Here is a 16,595-nt window from a genome sequence, read left to right as displayed (position 1 = left end):
GGTCCAGGGGGCGGAGCCCCCTGGTTTCGGGAAGGGGCGGGATTGGGGAAAGCCCCGCAGGGCCCCCCCTCCCCCGCCTCAGCTCAGGTAGTCCCTGGCGATGCCCTCCGCCACGGTCTCCAGGATGGGCCCCGCCTCGGCAATGCAGCGGGCCACATCCGGCTCCACGTCGGTGAGCGCGTACGCACGCCGGATGCCCGCCTTACCCAGCTCCTCCGCCGGAAGGGCAAGCCGACCGCAGACCGCCACGACCTCCACGCCCGCAGCCCGCGCCGCCGCAGCGACACCCGCGGGAGCCTTGCCGTGCAGGGTCTGCTCGTCGAGGGAGCCCTCTCCGGTGATCACCAGCGAGGCCCTGGCCAGCGCGGGGGCGAAGCCGAGGACATCCAGCATGACCTCGATACCGGGCCGGAAACTCGCCCCGAGCCCGACAAGGGCGCCATAGCCGATGCCGCCCGCCGCTCCGGCTCCCGGAGACTCCGCGTACTCCAGGGCGGAGGAGCCCGCCGACTCGGACAGCACCCGCGCGAAGTGCGCGAGGGCCGCGTCCAGCTCGGCCACGTCCTCGGGGGAAGCCCCCTTCTGCGGCCCGTACACCGCCGGGGCGCCCTTGGGGCCCGTCAGCGGGTTGTCCACGTCGCTGGCAAGGACCAGGTCCACCGAGGCGAACCGCTTGTCGAGACCGGAGAGGTCCGCCGTGGCCAGCGAGGCCAGCGGACCGCCACCCGGCGCCACCGGCTCCCCCGCCGCGTCCAGGAACACCGCACCGAGCGCGGCCAGCATCCCGGCCCCGCCGTCCGTGGTGGCGCTGCCCCCGACGCCGAAGACGATGGTCCGCGCGCCCGCGTCGAGCGCGGCGCGCAGCAGTTCCCCGGAGCCGTACGTCGTGGACGTGAGCGGGGCGAAGACGCCGTCGGGCAGCAGCTGGAGGCCGGACGCCTCCGCCATCTCCACCACGGCGGTCCCGTCCCGCAGCGCGTACGCCGCGGTGACCTGGTCGCCGAGCGGCCCCGTCACCCGTACCTCACGGCGTTCGAAACCGGCCGCGACCGCCGCGGCGACCGTGCCGTCGCCGCCGTCCGCCACCGGCAGGGCCTCGACCTCCACCTGCGGGGCGACACGGCGGAGCCCGGCCGTCACCCGCTCCGCGACCTGCACGGCCGTGAGCGATCCCTTGAACTTGTCCGCGGCGATGAGCACATGCCCCGCCGTCCCAGCAGCGTCCGCCACCTTGCATCCCCTTGCTTTCCGGGCCTTGCTCGCGTCAAGGCAGTCGCGCCGCTGCGACCATAACCGCAGAAGGGGCCGCCTGCCCATGGCCGTCCGCATATCGGAGCCTCATCCCTCCCCTTTAAATCATCCTAAAGCGCCCTATACAGGTGCAGGCGAGCGTAAGAATGATCGATCAGCAGCCAGAAGAATGCGCACTCGATCGAAATCCAGACAAACGTCCCACGCTCCACGCCGAACCGGCCGCGTTGACCGCACAAGGCCCCGGAATTCGGTAGACCGGATGCATGACCCCAGCGCATACGGAACTCGCCGACCGTGTTCTCGGCGGCTGGATCGGACGGATCTCGGGCAACATGCTCGGCAAACCGATCGAGCGGGGCGACTACTGGACGCGGGAGCGCATCGAGCGCTACCTGCGGCAGGCCGACGCACTGCCGCTCACCGACTATCTGCCCGAACCCCCGTCCTGGGTGGAGGAGTTCCAGCTGCGGCCCGAGTGGCAGCAGTGTGTACGCGGCGGGGTGCACGGCAGCTGCCGTGACGACGACGTCGACTACGCGGTCCTCGGCCTCCATCTCCTGGAAACGCACGGCTTCGACTTCAGCACCGAACAGGTCGGCGAGCTGTGGCTGCTTCGCCTGCCCTATCTGCAGACGTTCACCGCCGAGCGCGCCGCGTACCGGAATCTCACGAACGGACTCAAGCCGCCGCTCACCGCGACGTACGAGAACTCCTGCCAGGAGTGGATCGGCGCCCTCATCCGCGCCGACATCTTCGGCTGGACGAACCCCGGCGCCCCGCGCCGCGCCGCCTCCCTCGCCCGCCGCGACGCGGTGCTCTCGCACACCGGCAACGGCGTGTACGGAGCGATGTGGGCGGCGGCGCTCGTCTCGGCCGCGTTCGCCGCTGCCACGCCGCGGGCCGCCCTCGACGCGGCGTTCGGGGTGATCCCGTCGGGCTGCCGCCTTGCCCGTACGGTGCGCCGGGTCGTCACGCTGTACGAAGCCGGGCTCGACTGGGAGGAGACGCTTGCCACCACCGAGGCGGAGACCTCCGGGCTCGGCTGGATCCATGCCGTGCCGAACTCGGCCGTCCTGACGGCCGGACTTCTCTACGGTGACGGCGACTTCACCCGCACCATCGCGCTGACGGTGCGCGGCGGCCTCGACACCGATTCGAACGGCGCGACCGCCGGGTCCGTCGCGGGGGTGATGTGCGGGGCCAAGGCGATCCCCGCGCAGTGGCGGGACCCGCTCGAAGACCGGGTGCGCAGCGCGGTGTTCGGTTTCGACGGCGCCAGCATCACCGAACTCGCCTCCAGGACGGTCGAGTTGGCCAAGGCCTAGCGCGGCGCCTCCCCGCTCCCCCGCGCGTCTACCCTTTCCGCGTGACCACTCAGGATTACGCCACGTACATCGCGGGCCTCCCGCGCATCATCGCCGGGGCCGCCGCGCTCTTCCGGGACTCCGGGGGGCGTGTGCTGCTCGTCGAGCCGAACTATCGCGAGGGGTGGGCCCTGCCCGGCGGCACCGTCGAGTCGGACGAAGGGGAGACACCGCGGCAGGGGGCGCGCCGCGAGACCGCCGAGGAGATCGGCCTCGACGTCGAGCTGGGTGCGCTGCTCGCGGTGGACTGGGTGCCGGGTACGGCGCGGCCGCCGCTGGTCGCCTATCTGTACGACGGCGGGGTGCTCGGCGATGAGCAGCTGAAGTCGATCAGGCTCCAGGAGGAGGAACTGCTCTCCTGGCGCCTCGTGGCCCGCGAGGACCTTCCGGAGTTCCTGCCGGGAGAGCTGGGCCGGCGGGTGCGCGCCGGGCTCGACGCGCTCGACGCGGGGGCGGGGCCGGTTGAGCTGGAGGACGGGGTGCGGGTGGGCTGAGGGGTCAGAACAGGGCGTCCGTGGGCGTCGCGGTGGCCCTGGGCAGGGGCGCTCCCTCGAAGGCCAGAAGCCGCTGCTTGCGGTCGAGTCCGCCGCCGTAGCCGGTGAGGGAACCGCCGGCACCGATCACCCGGTGGCAGGGCACGATGACCCCGATCGGATTCTTGCCGTTGGCCAGGCCGACGGCACGTGAGGCGTTGGGCTTCCCGAGCGCGGTGGCGAGCTGGCCGTACGTGCGGGTTTCGCCGTACGGGATCAGCTGGAGCTGCTGCCAGACGGTGCGCTGGAACGGCGTGCCGCCGAGGTGCATCGGCAGGTCGAACTCCGTCAACTCTCCGGCGAAGTAAGCCTCCAGCTGGCTGATCGTCTCCCCGAACGGCTCGGCGTCGCGATCGCCGAAGGTCTCCTCGGGCGGGCGGTGGCGCTGCTCCGTCATGTAGAGGCCGCTGAGGATGCCGTCGGTGGCCACGAGGGTCAGGGGGCCGTAGGGGCTGTCGATGAGGGTGTGTTGGCGGTGCATGGGGGCTGTCCTTTGTGAGGCCGGGCTCTGTTGGGCCGGAGCTCTGTTGGGTCAGAGCTCTGTTGGGTCGGAGCTCTCTCAGGCCGGGATGCTGTTGATGGGGTGGGTGTCGGTCGCCCACAAGTACTGGACCGCGTACGCGCGCCAGGGTCGCCAGGCCGCGGCCCGTGCGGTCAGCGCCGCCGGGGTGTGCGGGAGGCCGAGTTCCTGTGCCGCGCGCCGGACGCCGAGGTCGGTGGGCAGGAAGGCGTCGGGGTCGCCGAGCGCCCGCATCGCGATGACGTCGACCGTCCAGGGGCCGAAGCCGGGCAGCGCGGTGAGCCGGGCGCGGGCCTCCTCCCAGCCGCTCTCCACGCCGAGCCGGATCGATCCGTCGGCGAGGTGGCGTACGAGCGTGGTCAGGGTGGTGCGGCGACTGCGCGGCAGGGCGAGGGCTTCCGGGTCGAGCGCGGCGAGGGCTTCCGGCGCCGGGAAGAGGTGGGTGAGGCCGCCCTCGGGGTCGTCGATCGGCTCACCGTGCGCGGTGACCAGGCGCGCGGCGTGGGTGCGGGCGGCGGCCGTGGAGACCTGCTGGCCGAGCACCGCCCGTACGGCGAACTCCGCCTCGTCGACCGTGCGCGGCACGCGGCGGCCCGGCGCCTTGGCCACGAGGGGCGCGAGCAGCGGATCGGCGCTCAGCTGGCCGTCCACCGCGACCGGGTCCGCGTCCAGGTCGAGCATGCGGCGGCAGCGGCTGATGGCGATCGTGAGGTCGCGCATGTCGGTGAGGCTGAGGCGGCAGGCGATGTGGTCCGGGGCGGGGGTGAGGGCGACGACTCCGTGGCCGAACGGGAGGCGGAGCGTGCGGCGGTACGCGCCGTCGCGCCACTCCTCGACTCCGGGTACGGCGGTGGCGATGAGGTGGCCGAAGAGGTTGTCGGGGTTGAGGGGCGCGCGGAAGGGGAGCCGGAGGGAGAGGGCTCCGGGGGCGGCCGTCGCCTTCCTCTCCGCCTTCGGGGCGCGGGCCCGGAGTTCGCCGGGCGCCAGGGCGAAGACCTCGCGGACGGTGTCGTTGAAGGTCCGGATCGAGGCGAACCCCGAAGCGAAGGCGATCTCCGCCATGGGCAGGGTGGTCGTCTCGATGAGCAGGCGGGCGGTCTGGGCGCGCTGGGCCCTGGCCAGGGCGAGGGGGCCCGCGCCGAGTTCCGCGAGGAGCTGTCGCTCGACCTGGCGGGTGCTGTAGCCCAGGCGGGTGGCCAGGCCGGGGACTCCGTCGCGGTCCACTACTCCGTCCGCGATGAGGCGCATCGCGCGGGCCACGAGGTCGGCGCGCTGATTCCACTCGGGCGAGCCGGGGCTGCTGTCGGGCCGGCACCGCTTGCAGGCCCGGAACCCTTCCTGCTGGCAGGCTGCCGCGCTCGGGTAGAAGCTCATGTTCTCGGGCTTCGGGGGGACGACGGGGCAGCTGGGCCGGCAGTAGATGCGGGTGGTCGTAACGGCGGTGTAGAACCACCCGTCAAAGCGCGCGTCCTTCGACTGCACGGCCCGCACGCAGCGCTCGGCGTCGGTGTGCATGCCCGGCGGGGCCGGGGTTCTGGCGGTGGCGGTGGGGGTGGACATGCCTCAAGGATCGGCCATGGGGGACTACCCTGGCTGGCGAAAATCCGACATGGACCTTGGGGGGCGGGGGGGCGGTGCTGCTCCGTCGTGGGGGGCGGGGCCGATACCGGGTGCGGGCCTGTTCCGGTGCGGGGCTGGCCCGTCTGTGGGGCCGGGGCCGCGCCGGTATGTCCGTCCTCGCCATCCGCTGGTGGACGCTTGATTGCTTCGGTTCGGGAGCGCCGCGAACCATGCTCCGGGCGGAAATACCGACACACCCCCTCACGTCTCGACGCCGACTGCGAGTGATTGAGGGTCGGGCTCCCATTCACCCCATCCCCGGCCCACACGCCCGGTCGCTGCGAGGCAATCGGCAAAGCTCGTGCGTCCAGGGGTGGATGCGGGGCAATCGGGCGGGTGGGCGGGAAGGCTTGTTCGTGCAGGGTGGATGCAGGGTGATCGGGCGGGTGGGTGGGAGAGGCTTGGTCGTGCGGGGGGAGGTGGGGCGCGCTGAAGGCCCAGGGGCCAGTTATCCGCGGAGGCTGCGCCAGACCGCCTTCGCCGCGTTGTGCCCCGACATGCCATGCACGCCGGGCCCGGGCGGCGTCGCGGAGGAGCAGATGAACACGGCCGGATGCGCGGTCCCGTACGGGAAGAGGGAGAGCTTGGGGCGGAGCACCAGCTGAAGCCCGCTCGCCGCGCCGCAGGCAATGTCGCCGCCGACATAGTTGGCGTTACGGGCGACCAGCTCGGCAGGCCCCGCACTGGCTCGCGCCAGGACGCGGTCACGGAAACCGGGAGCGAACCGCTCCAGCTGGCGCTCGATCGCATCGGTGAGATCGCCGTCCCACCCATTGGGGACGTGGCCGTACGCCCAGAAGACCTGCTTGCCCGCAGGCGCGCGGGACGGGTCGACGACCCCGGGCTGCACCGTGATCAGGAACGGCGCATCAGGCGCACGCCCCTCACGCGACACGGCACGCAACGCGGAGCCGATCTCGGCGCTGCTGCTCCCCACCTGCACGGTCCCCGCCTCCCGCGCCTCCTTCGCCGTCCACGGCACCGGCCCGTCCAGGGCGTAATCGATCTTGAAGACGCTCGCGCCGTACCGGTAGTTCTCGTAGCTCCGCCCCAGACCCGCGATCCGGGCGAGCGCGGTGGGTGACGTGTCGAAGACGTACGCGCGCGCCGGCGGCAGATCGTCGAGCCGCTTGACCTCGTAGTCCGTGTGGACCGTGCCGCCGAGGTCCTTCAGGTACGCGGTGAGCGCGTCCGAGATCGACTGCGAACCGCCCCGCGCGACCGGCCAGCCACGGGCGTGCGCCGCCAGGGCGAAGACCAGGCCGACGGCGCCCGTGGCGAACCCGCCGAGCGGCGCGATGACATGGGCGACGAGCCCGGCGAACAGCGCGCGGGCCCGGTCGTCACGGAAGCGCCGCATCAGCCAGGTGGAGGGCGGCAGGCCCGCGAGCCCGAAGCGCGCGAGGGTCACGGGATCGCGCGGCAGGGCGGTGGAGGGCAGCGCCATGAAGTCCTGGAGGAGGGTGTCCCAGTTGTCGACGAAGGGCTCGACGAGCCTGCGGTACGCCCCCGCGTCACGCGGTCCGAAGGAGGCGGCCGTCTCGCCGACGGAACGGGACAGCACGGCGGCGCTTCCGTCCGGGAAGGGGTGCGCCATGGGCAGCTGCGGCTGGAGCCACTCGAGGCCGTACCGATCGAGGGGCATGGTCCGGAACACGGGCGAATTGATGCCCAGCGGGTGCGCGGCGGAACAGGGGTCGTGCCGGAACCCGGGAAGCGTCAGCTCCTCGGTCCTCGCCCCGCCGCCGACGGTGTCCCTGGCCTCGAACACGGCCACCGAGAAGCCACGGCGGGCCAGCTCGACGGCAGCGGTCAGACCGTTCGGTCCCGCCCCCACGATGACGGCATCAAGCATCGACGGCACCTTCGGACTCCTTTGTCAGCCGATGGCCTCTGCCGCCCAGGATAGGCCGGGCCACCGACAGTGCCGTGGGCCCGGGTAGCCTCTGACGGGTGACGTACTGGTTTCACCGCGCTGACGCGGGCTCCGACGACTGGTTCGAGACGGGGGACGACGCGATCGTCGTACGTCAGGCGTCCTTCCGCGGCCCCCAAGGAGCGGACCGCCCGGCTTCCGTGGCGGCCGCACGCTCCGAACTCGCCTGGGTCCTCGACAAGTTCGAGCCTTTCGGTGCCCGGCTGTACGAGGCGCGGTACGGCGCGCTCCTGGACGGCCCCGTCAGCGGGGAGCCGGTCTCCGAGGCGGATTTCGAGACCGCGTGGCAGCGTGCGCGTCACGGCCGGAACACCGGGGCACGGGAAACGGGTGGCCCGCTTCCGCGAGGCACCCGCCTGACCGGCACGGTCAGCGTCCTGCCGTGGGGGGCGGGAACGGTAGGGCTCTTCGTCGACCTGGGGCTGCCGGTCATCGGTTTCGTCGACATGCTGCAGCTTCCGTTCGACCCCGACGACTGGCCGGACGTCGGCACGGTCACCGAGTTCGAGGTCGGCACCGTGCGCTTCCACCTGGAGCCGCGCAGCGCCCCGCAGATCAGACTGCGGCCGACAGCAACTCCACCACCCGGCGAGCCGTGGCGGCATCCCGCGCGGCCGTGAACGGCAGGGCGTTCCCGCCCTCGATCCGGAAGGGCTCCCCGGCGACGGTCAGATTGCCGCCCCCGGCCTCCGCCACGAGCAGCAGGCCCGCCGCGTGGTCCCAGGCGAGTTCCCAGGAGAACGCGACCGCGTCCAACTCCCCCCTGGCGACGGCCAGATACTCAAGTCCCGCCGAGCCGCAGGGTCGCGGCACGACGCCCTCCACGCGCAGGCCGAGCAGTGCGCGCTTCTGCTCAGGCGTGGTGTAGTCCGGGTGCGAGGTCGCCACTTCGAGGACCTCCCCCGACGAACCGGCCACCAGGCGCTCGCCGTCCAGCCAGGCGCCCTTGCCGCGCACCGCCACGGCCATCTCGTCGAGCGCCGGGGCGTACGTCCAGGAGGCGTACACCTCTCCGCGCCAGGCCAGCGCGATCAGCATGCAGAATCCGGGGTCTCCGTGCACGAACTGCCGTGTGCCGTCGACCGGGTCGACGATCCATACCGGTGCGTCCGTGCGTATCGACTCGTAGGTCGAGGGGTCCGCGTGCACCGCTTCCTCACCCACGACCACCGAGCCCGGCAGCAGGGTGGTGAGTGCTTCCGTCAGGTGTTCCTCGGCGAGCCGGTCGGCCACCGTCACGAGGTCGTGCGGGCCGCTCTTCTGGACGACATCTTCTTCGGCGAGCTGCCGGAACCGCGGCATGACCTCCGCCGCGGCGGCCTTGCGGAGTGCTTCTTCGACGTCGGGGACGCCACGTACAAGAAATTCTTCGATCGCTTCGATCATGTCTCCATGAGAGCACGCCGGGCTGACAATCCGTGCGGCTCGGCGGTACGGGCCGTGGAATCGAGATGAATCCCCCGTTAACCACCCGGCCCCGCCCCGGACGGGCCGCCCTCGCTCAGTACGGCGACTCCCGCTCCTCCATGTGGCGGCGCAGCTTCTCCGTGTCCTGCGGCGTCCAGCCCTCGCGGGGCACGATCGCCGCCCAGCCGTCGACCGGCGCCGTCCCGTACCGATGGCCGTGCGGTGCTTCTACGCCGTACGACACCGCCATGTCGACCGAGGTCTGCCAGAAGGTGACGACGGGGAACCACCGGATCGCCGGGGTGATGTCCGGGCCGAGCGGGTTCTCGAGCCACTGCGGGCGGTGCAGGAGCAGGTCGGACGACCACCAGACGACCGGGTCGGAGGCGTTCTGCAGATAGACGATCCGGGGGTCGTTCCAGGCCGCGTCCGGAGAGGGCCGCTTCAGGTCCCGCCCGGGGAACTGCGCGAACCTTACGTTCCGACCGTCCTCGTACAGCGGTCGCCAGACCGGGCTTCCGTCGTCCCGGTGCTCGCGGATCTCCTGCGACATCGGAGCGAAGTTGGGCGTGCCGACGATGAGCGCTCCGTCGGTCCTGGCGAGGAGATCGTCCACGCCGTCGAACGAAGATTCGATGGCGAACCCGCCCAGGCTCTCCCCCGTGACGACGAGCTTGGGCCGGTCGTCCTCCGGCAGGGCGGACCACTTCGCGAGGACCGCGTCCACGAGTTGGCGCGTGGCCTGCGCGGCGCGCTCCTTGTCGACGAGGAAGGAGACCCAGCTGGGGAGGTAGGAGTACTGGACGGCGACGATGGCCGTATTGCCGTCGTGCATGTACTCCAGGGGCTCGCTGATGTCGGCGTTGACCCAGCCGGTCCCCGTGGTCCCGGCGATCGCGAGCACGTCCCGGTCGAAGGCGCCGGTCCGCTCCAGCTCCCGTACGGCGAGCCGGGCCTTGGCCGCGAACGGGTCCCGGCTGCTGAACGCTTCCGGCGCCGACGCGCTGACGTAGACGCGCACGGGGTCCTTCGCGGGCCGGCCCGTGTGCCGTGTGATCTGCTCTCCCGTCGGCGTGGAGCCCGCGAAGTTGCGGCCCTGGAAGCCGAGGTCCTGCCAGCGCAGGAGCGAACCTGGTCCGCCGGACACCAGCGGGGAGGTCGGCCGGTGGATGCCCTCCTTGGTGCCGCCGTTCGTCGCGTACGCGACGCGGTCGGCGAGGTCGATGACGCCGCGCTGGAAGACGACGTCGCGCAGGCCGACCGTGACGATCAGCGCGCTGAGCGCGAGGCCGAGGCCGATGGCGACGGGGAGCGGCACGAACCGGTTCAGGGTGCGGATCAGCGTGCGCGCCCCCAGCCGGATGCCGCGAGCTGCCAGCAGGAACAGGGCCCAGAGCAGGACCGCGATCAGCACGATGACCAGGCCGTGCCAGGCCATCGAGGGCGGCAGCCCCTGGAGCTCGCGCAGGCGGCGCTGCGAGTGATCAGCCTCGGAGATCAGCCAGGCGGTGAGGCCGAGACCGAGAACCCAGTACGCCTGCCAGAGCCGCGCCCGCACCTTCTCGCTCGGACGCCACCGCAGCAGCGCGCGGCACACGGTGACGACGGCCGAGCCGAGTCCGTAGCCGATGGCCGCGGTGATCCCTCCGACGACACCCTGCAGCAGCCAGGGGCGGGGCACGAGCGAGGGCGTGAGGGAGAGCCAGAAGAAGACGGTGCCGAAGCAGGCGGCGGTGAAGTCCGGCCAGCGCCTGACGAGGTATCCGGAGTCGGGCCGCTCCCAGTACGGCTTACGGACAACACCACCGACCCCCTGCACCGTCCTCTGCCACACGGCTCCCCAGCGGGATCTCCCCCCATCTACCGCCCGGGACTCGTCCCCCTCCTCTGCCTGACGGCCTTCCTGCCCGTCCCCCCGGTGGGCCTCCTCACTGTCTGCTCGTCGGGGCTCGCCCTCGTCCGCCCGACGTGATTCCTGGCCATCTCCCAGGCGCGGTTCGTCCGCCCGACCGGATTCCTGCCCGTCCGACCGACGGAGTTCCTGACTGTCTGCCCGGCGAGGCTCGCTACCGTCTGCCTGGCGCGGCTCCGGCCCGTCCGCCCGACGGGATTCGCCCTCGACCGCCTGACGCGGCTCGTCCCCACCTGCCCGACGAGATACACCCCCGTCCGCTCGGCGGAGCTCGTCCCCCTCCGCCCCGCGGAACTCGTCACCGCCTGCCCGGCGGGATTCACCCCCGCCCACCCGGCGGGGCTCCTCCCCGTCCGCGCGACGGGGCGCGTTCTTCGCCAACCGCCTCAGCTCCGAGATCCGGTGCGGCCGTCCGGTGACGGGTGTCTCCGGGCGTGGGCGCGGTTGCACCGCCATCTCATGCTCGCCCAGCCCCCAATACCTCGCAATCCGCTTTCCGGTCGCCGCCCGCGGCGGGTGCCCGCACGATGGACTCGTGCGCGTTCGACGCCTCACGACGGCCACCGCCGTCACCGCGACCGTCACGGTCCTCGTGCTCAGCAACCTCGCGAACAACCGGTGGGCACAGGACTGGAGCCTGCCCCTCTCCCTGCTGGCCACGGCGGTGCTGCTCGCGATCGTGTACTGGTCCGGCGGGCGCTGGGCCGACGTGGGACTCGCGCGCGGCACCCTCGTACGCGGTCTGTGGTGGGCACTGGCCCTGATCGGCATCGTCGCCGCCGGGTACGCGCTCGCCGCCGCGCTGCCGCTCACCCGCGGTCTGTTCGAGGATCAGCGGCAGAGCGGTCTGAGCGGGGGCGAGGTAGCCCTGCGGGTTTGTGTGACAGTGCCGTTCGGCACTGTCCTGCTTGAAGAGGTGGCCTTCCGGGGCGTCCTGTTCGGGCTGCTCCTGCGCACCCGCGGGCCGCTCGCCGCGACCCTGGTCTCGTCCGGGCTCTTCGGCCTCTGGCACATCCTGCCGTCACTCGGCCTCGCGGACGCCAAGCCCGTGCTCGGCGGCGCCTTCGGGCAGTCGGTCATCGGGGTGATCGTCGTCGACGCCGGGGCCGTCCTCTTCACCGCCCTGGCGGGCTGCCTCTTCTGCGAACTGCGCCGCCGCAGCGGGAGCCTGCTCGCCCCCATGGGGCTGCACTGGGCCACGAACGCCCTCGGGTACGTCTTCGGCTTCCTCCTGAGGTAAGCCGAAGACGTACCCGGGGAGGCCCGTCGAAATGACCCGTTCCGGGTGAAGTGCCCCGGCCACGGAACCGTCATAGGGTGGATTTCATGGCGTAACGCCCTCTTTGGAGGTCCTTCGTACGCCACCCCGCCCCGAAAGGGTCACTTCCATGCACCCCTCCCTCAACCCGGCCACACTGGCCGGGCTGCGCCGACCGCGCCCCTACCCCGCCGTCACGGTCCTGCTGCCGACCCACCGCAGAGAGCCGGACAACGCCCAAGACCCCGTGCGGTTGCGCAATCTCGTCCACGAGGCCAAGGAACGTCTGAAGTCCGATCCGGCCGTGGCCAGGGAGCAGCGGATCGAGGTGGCCAAGCAGCTGGACCGGGCGGTGGCGGAGATCGACCTCGTGCACGCCGAGGACGGGCTCGCCGTCTTCGCCGCGCCCGGCGAGCACCAGGTGTGGTCCCTCGCCAGGACGGTGCCGTCGAGGGTGGTGCTCTCGGACACCTTCCTCACCCGCAACGTCGTCGCGGCGCAGGCCGCCGAGCGCCCGTACTGGGTCCTCGCCGTATCGGCCGACCGCGTCTCGCTGTGGAGCGGCACCGCCGCCCGGGTCACCGAGCACGAGGGGGACGGATTCCCGCTGACCAGGAGCCTCGACGACCCGGACGCCGAGCGCCAGGAGCGGATCGGGGACCTGCCGAGCACCTTCCGCGACGAGCAGACCCGCAGGTTCCTGCGCGAGGCGGACCACACTGTGGCCGGTGTGTTCCGCTCCCACCCGCGCCCCCTGTTCGTGGCCGGTGAGGCCGCGGCGCTCTCCCTGCTCGACGACGTCGGCTCGGTCGGCAAGGAGGCCACGCCCGTACCGCACGGCGGGCTCGCACACGGCCCGGCGGACGCGGTGTGGCAGGCGGTACGCCCCTTCCTCGCGGCCAGGGACAAGTCCGAGCTGGACGGCGTGCTGCATGAGTTGGACGCGGCGCAGGGGCGGCGCCAGTACGCCGCCGGTCTCGACGAGGTCTGGCAGAACGTGACGACGGACCGCATCCGCATCCTCGCCGTGGAGGACACCTACCGGGCGACCGTGCGTGAGGACGGCGGACATCTGGTGCCTGCCGCGTCCGACGATCTGGACGCGGTGGACGACGTGGTCGACGACATCGTCGAGCGGGCCCTGGACACCGGCGCACAGGTCCGCTTCGTACCCGAGGACGCGCTCGCCGGACGGGGCCGGATCGCCTGCGTCCTGCGGTACTGACTACGGCCCTCTCGGACAAGCAGTCGGCCCCTCACGACAAGCATCAGCAGCAGGGAAAGGACCGCACCGAATGAACCACCCCATGCCGTCAAGCAGGAACCGGCGCCCCGCACGCCGCGGGCCCGCGGTGTCCGCCGCCCTCACCCTCGCCGCCTCGGTGACGGCCGCCGCCGCTCTCGTGTCGTGCAGCACCGACAGCGACGCGCCCTCGTCCCAGGGCAGCCGGACGGTCAGCGATCGGCCGACCGCCCCGGACTCGTCGTCGTTCTCGGAGAAGACCGCGTCCCCGCTGAAGTCGAAGGCCTCGGAGGCCGCCGAGTCCGCCCGCGCGTCGGCGTCCGAGGCGGAGGCCTCGGCCTCGGAGCGCGCGGACGAGTTCGAGGCGTCCGTGTCCGCCGACACGGAACGGGCCAACCAGGCCGCGAAGAGCGCGCTGAAGGATGTCGACGGGCGGGGCAACGCGATGTCCGACGTCTCCATGACGGGCAAGCCGCGCTCCGACACCGGCGGTGTGCTCGCCTCCGTGGTGACCTTCACCAACAGGACCGACAAGAAGGCGGACTTCGCCGTGCAGGTCGACTTCAGGGACTCCTCGGGCAAGACCGTGGAGACCCGCTACATCGGCACGGAGGACCTCGAACCGGGCAAGCGGGCCCAGCGGTACGCCATCAGCCACGAGCCGCCGGAGCCGAAGCTCTCCGCGAAGCTGGTCAAGGCCCAGCGGTACTGAGCCCTTGCGGCGGGGAGCGCTTCAGAAGTCCACGGCGTCGCGGAGGAGCGGGCACGTCATGCAGTGCCCGCCGCCGCGACCGCGGCCGAGTTCGGCGCCGACGATGGTGATGACCTCGACGCCCGCCTTGCGCAGCAGCGTGTTGGTCTGGGTGTTGCGGTCGTAGGTGAAGACCACTCCGGGCTCCAGGGCGACGGCGTTGTTGCCGCTGTCCCACTGCTGCCGCTCGGAGGCGTAGACGTCCCCGCCCGTCTCGATGACGCGCAGGTCGGGCAGGCCGAGGGACTTGGCGACCACGTCGACGAACGACCGCGAGCCCTCGTCCGTGATCGCTACGCCTGCCGCCTTGTCGCTCGGCCGCAGGGTGAAGGAGTGCACGGCGTCCATGATCTTCGGGTAGAGCGTGACGATGTCGCGGTCGGCGAAGGTGAAGACGGTGTCGAGGTGCATGGCGGCCCGCAGCTTGGGCATGCCGGCGACGACGACCTGCTCGGCGGCGCCGTTCTTGAACAGCGCGGATGCGACCTGGGTGACGGCCTGGCGCGAGGTGCGCTCGCTCATGCCCATCAGGACGACGCCGTTGCCGACGGGCATGATGTCACCGCCCTCGAACGTCGCCTGCCCCCAGTCGAGTTCGGGGTCGCCCCACCACACCGTGGCGCCCTTGAAGTCTGGGTGGAACTGGTAGACGGCCTTCATCAGAAGCGTCTCGTCGTGCCGGGCCGGCCAGTACAGCGGATTGAGGGTGACGCCCCCGTACAGCCAGCACGTCGTGTCGCGGGTGTAGAGCGTGTTCGGCAGCGGCGGCATCAGATATTCGCGTACGCCGGTGGATTCGCGTACGAGAGCGACGTAGTCGGAGCGGAACTCGTCCGGCAGATCCGCGGTGGCGAGGCCCCCGATGAGGTACTCGGCGAGCTGCCGGGGTTCCAGTGTTTCCAGGAAGGCGCGGGTGTTGTCGATGAGGCCGAGGCCGACCTCGTTCGCGGTGATCTTCCGGTCCAGGAGCCAGTCCTTCGCCCCGGGGATCGCCATGGTCTGGGCGAGCAGTTCGTGCAGCTCGACGACCTCGACGCCGCGCTGCTGCAGCTTGATGACGAAGTCGGCGTGGTCGCGCTGGGCGTTCTCCACCCACATGACGTCGTCGAAGAGCAGGTCGTCGGCGTTGGTGGGGGTCAGTCTGCGGTGGGCGAGGCCGGGCGCGCAGACCAGTACTTTGCGCAGCCTGCCGACCTCGGAGTGGACACCGAACGTCGGTGCGGCGGGGGTGTCGGGGCTTGTCACGGTGCGCCTTTCGTCGGTCGGTACCCCTGGGGGCCGGGTGTCGGGGACGGTCAGAGGTGGATCCAGCCCACCGCGAGGGCGATCACGCCGACGACGGCGCCCGCGATCGATACGGCGCAGATGACCGCCTCGCGCGGGGAGAACAGGCGCCGGTTCTGTTCCCGTCTTGCCTTGATGAAGAGGAGCGTGGCGGGGGCGTAGAGGATGAAGGAGACCAGGACGAACTTGAGCCCGGCGGCGTACAGCAGGAACGCCATGTACAGCGTGGCGATCACCGCGATCACGAGTTCCTTGCGGGTGCTCTGCCCGGCGACCTCCAGGTCTTCCCGGCCGGTCCCGAGGGCGATCTTGACGGCGAATCCGGCCGCGAGCAGGAACGGGATGAGGCTCAGCGCGCTGGTCAGGTCGAGCGCGAAGTTGAAGGCGTCGTCGGAGAACATCGTGACGATCAGGACGACCTGGCTCAGCGCGGTGGTCATCAGGAGCGCGGGGACCGGCACGTCCTCGGAGGTGGCCTTCCGCAGGAAGCGGGGCATGTCGTCGTCCTTCGCGGCGACGAAGAGCACCTCGGCGGCCATCAGCGTCCAGGCGAGGTAGGCGCCGAGCACGGAGATGATCAGGCCGACGCTGACGAAGACCTTGCCCCAGGTGCCGACGGCCTCCTCCAGGACGCCCGCCATGGACGGCTGGCGCAGCTCGGCGATCTCGGCCATCGGCATGATCCCGTAACTGACGATGGTGACCGAGGCGAAGACGGCGAAGACGCTGAGGAAGCCCAGGATCGTGGCCCGGCCGACGTCCTCGCGGCGCTTGGCGTGCCGGGAGTAGACGCTCGCGCCCTCGACGCCGAGGAAGACGAAGACGGTGGCCAGCATGGTGCCGCGCACCTGGTTGAAGAGCGATCCCGCGTAGTCCGCGCCGCCGAAGTTGTCCGCGAACACGGACGGCTTGAAGAAGAAGAGGGCGAGGATCACGAAGACGAGGATGGGCACGATTTTCGCGACGGTCACGATCCTGTTGATCGCCGCGGCTTCCTTGACCCCGCGGCGGATCAGCAGGAAGAACGCCCACAGGCCGAACGAGGAGAGGACGACGGCGATGAGGGTGTCTCCGTCGCCGAGACTCGGCCAGATGGCGCCGATCGTCGACATGATGAGCACCCAGTAGGTGACGTTGCCGACGCAGGCGCTGGCCCAGTACCCGAAGGCGGAGAAGAAGCCGAGATACTCGCCGAACCCGGCCTTCGCGTAGGCGTAGACACCGGCGTCCAGGTCCGGTCTGCGGACGGCGAGGGTCTGGAAGACGAATGCGAGCATCAGCATGCCCGCACCGGCGATGGCCCAGGCGATCAGCGCGCCCGCGACCCCGGTCTCCTGCGCGAAGCGGCGTGGCAGCGAGAACACGCCCGCGCCGACCATCGAGCCGACGACCATCATGGTCAGCGTCGTGAGCGTCAGTTTGACGGCCGGTGATGCGCCGGCGGTGGGCTGGTCGGTCGTCTCAGCGTGGCTCATGCAGTCCCCTGTGCGGGAATTCATCCCTCGTGGGCAGA

At 71.4% G+C, this 16,595-nt stretch carries 14 protein-coding genes; 6 read left to right on the top strand and 8 right to left on the bottom strand.

Annotated elements, in window-relative coordinates; all coding sequences use genetic code 11:
* Positions 1-78 precede the first annotated feature (78 nt).
* Positions 79-1,230 carry a glycerate kinase gene (locus ACWFR3_RS23165; RefSeq protein ID WP_453736504.1) on the bottom strand — a complete coding sequence of 384 codons (1,152 nt, stop codon included), beginning with the start codon at positions 1,228-1,230 and terminating at the stop codon, positions 79-81.
* Positions 1,231-1,517: 287 nt separating this feature from the next.
* Here ACWFR3_RS23165 and ACWFR3_RS23160 point away from each other — a divergent pair, with 287 nt between their 5' ends.
* Both ACWFR3_RS23160 and ACWFR3_RS23155 read left to right on the top strand, forming a co-directional pair.
* On the top strand, positions 1,518-2,579 hold the full coding sequence (locus ACWFR3_RS23160; RefSeq protein ID WP_453736503.1) for an ADP-ribosylglycohydrolase family protein: 1,062 nt from the start codon (positions 1,518-1,520) through the stop codon (positions 2,577-2,579).
* 41 nt (positions 2,580-2,620) lie between these two features.
* On the top strand, positions 2,621-3,112 hold the full coding sequence (locus ACWFR3_RS23155; RefSeq protein ID WP_453736502.1) for an NUDIX domain-containing protein: 492 nt from the start codon (positions 2,621-2,623) through the stop codon (positions 3,110-3,112).
* A gap of 4 nt (positions 3,113-3,116) precedes the next feature.
* Here ACWFR3_RS23155 and ACWFR3_RS23150 read toward each other — a convergent pair whose 3' ends face one another.
* The 3 genes from ACWFR3_RS23150 to ACWFR3_RS23140 all read right to left on the bottom strand — a co-directional run bounded on the left by ACWFR3_RS23150 (position 3,117) and on the right by ACWFR3_RS23140 (position 7,146).
* Positions 3,117-3,632, bottom strand: a complete 516-nt coding sequence (locus ACWFR3_RS23150; protein ID WP_453736501.1) for a methylated-DNA--[protein]-cysteine S-methyltransferase — start codon at positions 3,630-3,632, stop codon at positions 3,117-3,119.
* Between the two features lie 78 nt (positions 3,633-3,710).
* The gene (locus tag ACWFR3_RS23145; RefSeq protein ID WP_453736510.1) at positions 3,711-5,186 is read right to left on the bottom strand and encodes an AlkA N-terminal domain-containing protein; all 1,476 of its coding nucleotides are present in this window, start codon (positions 5,184-5,186) and stop codon (positions 3,711-3,713) included.
* Between the two features lie 553 nt (positions 5,187-5,739).
* Positions 5,740-7,146, bottom strand: a complete 1,407-nt coding sequence (locus ACWFR3_RS23140; protein ID WP_453736509.1) for a phytoene desaturase family protein — start codon at positions 7,144-7,146, stop codon at positions 5,740-5,742.
* Positions 7,147-7,244: 98 nt separating this feature from the next.
* On the opposite strand from ACWFR3_RS23140, the gene ACWFR3_RS23135 reads away from it, so the two are divergent.
* Positions 7,245-7,847 (top strand): hypothetical protein, encoded by a 603-nt coding sequence (locus ACWFR3_RS23135; protein ID WP_453736500.1) that lies wholly within the window; start codon positions 7,245-7,247, stop codon positions 7,845-7,847.
* Here the strand turns inward: ACWFR3_RS23135 and ACWFR3_RS23130 are convergent.
* Together ACWFR3_RS23130 and ACWFR3_RS23125 are read right to left on the bottom strand one after the other, a co-directional pair.
* A complete protein-coding gene (locus ACWFR3_RS23130; RefSeq protein ID WP_453736499.1) occupies positions 7,783-8,613 on the bottom strand; it encodes an inositol monophosphatase family protein in 831 nt (276 codons plus the stop codon). The genes ACWFR3_RS23135 and ACWFR3_RS23130 overlap by 65 nt on opposite strands.
* 115 nt (positions 8,614-8,728) lie before the next feature.
* Positions 8,729-10,468 carry an alpha/beta hydrolase gene (locus ACWFR3_RS23125; protein WP_453736498.1) on the bottom strand — a complete coding sequence of 580 codons (1,740 nt, stop codon included), beginning with the start codon at positions 10,466-10,468 and terminating at the stop codon, positions 8,729-8,731.
* Positions 10,469-11,081: 613 nt separating this feature from the next.
* Between ACWFR3_RS23125 and ACWFR3_RS23120 the strand changes: the two genes are divergently transcribed.
* The 3 genes from ACWFR3_RS23120 (at position 11,082) to ACWFR3_RS23110 (ending at position 13,759) form a co-directional block, all read left to right on the top strand.
* The gene (locus ACWFR3_RS23120; RefSeq protein WP_453736497.1) at positions 11,082-11,786 is read left to right on the top strand and encodes a CPBP family intramembrane glutamic endopeptidase; all 705 of its coding nucleotides are present in this window, start codon (positions 11,082-11,084) and stop codon (positions 11,784-11,786) included.
* Between the two features lie 148 nt (positions 11,787-11,934).
* The gene (locus tag ACWFR3_RS23115; protein ID WP_453736496.1) at positions 11,935-13,029 is read left to right on the top strand and encodes a baeRF3 domain-containing protein; all 1,095 of its coding nucleotides are present in this window, start codon (positions 11,935-11,937) and stop codon (positions 13,027-13,029) included.
* Positions 13,030-13,111: 82 nt separating this feature from the next.
* Positions 13,112-13,759, top strand: a complete 648-nt coding sequence (locus tag ACWFR3_RS23110; protein ID WP_453736495.1) for a hypothetical protein — start codon at positions 13,112-13,114, stop codon at positions 13,757-13,759.
* A 21-nt stretch (positions 13,760-13,780) separates the two neighbouring features.
* On the opposite strand, the gene ACWFR3_RS23105 is transcribed toward ACWFR3_RS23110, so the two are convergent.
* Together ACWFR3_RS23105 and ACWFR3_RS23100 are read right to left on the bottom strand one after the other, a co-directional pair.
* A complete protein-coding gene (locus ACWFR3_RS23105) occupies positions 13,781-15,043 on the bottom strand; it encodes an arginine deiminase (RefSeq protein WP_453736494.1) in 1,263 nt (420 codons plus the stop codon).
* Between the two features lie 50 nt (positions 15,044-15,093).
* A complete protein-coding gene (locus ACWFR3_RS23100; RefSeq protein ID WP_453736493.1) occupies positions 15,094-16,557 on the bottom strand; it encodes a basic amino acid/polyamine antiporter in 1,464 nt (487 codons plus the stop codon).
* Between the last annotated feature and the right edge of the window lie 38 nt (positions 16,558-16,595).

The organism is Streptomyces sp. NPDC055189 (assembly GCF_053606765.1).
This window is presented reverse-complemented; position numbering and strand designations above follow the sequence as displayed.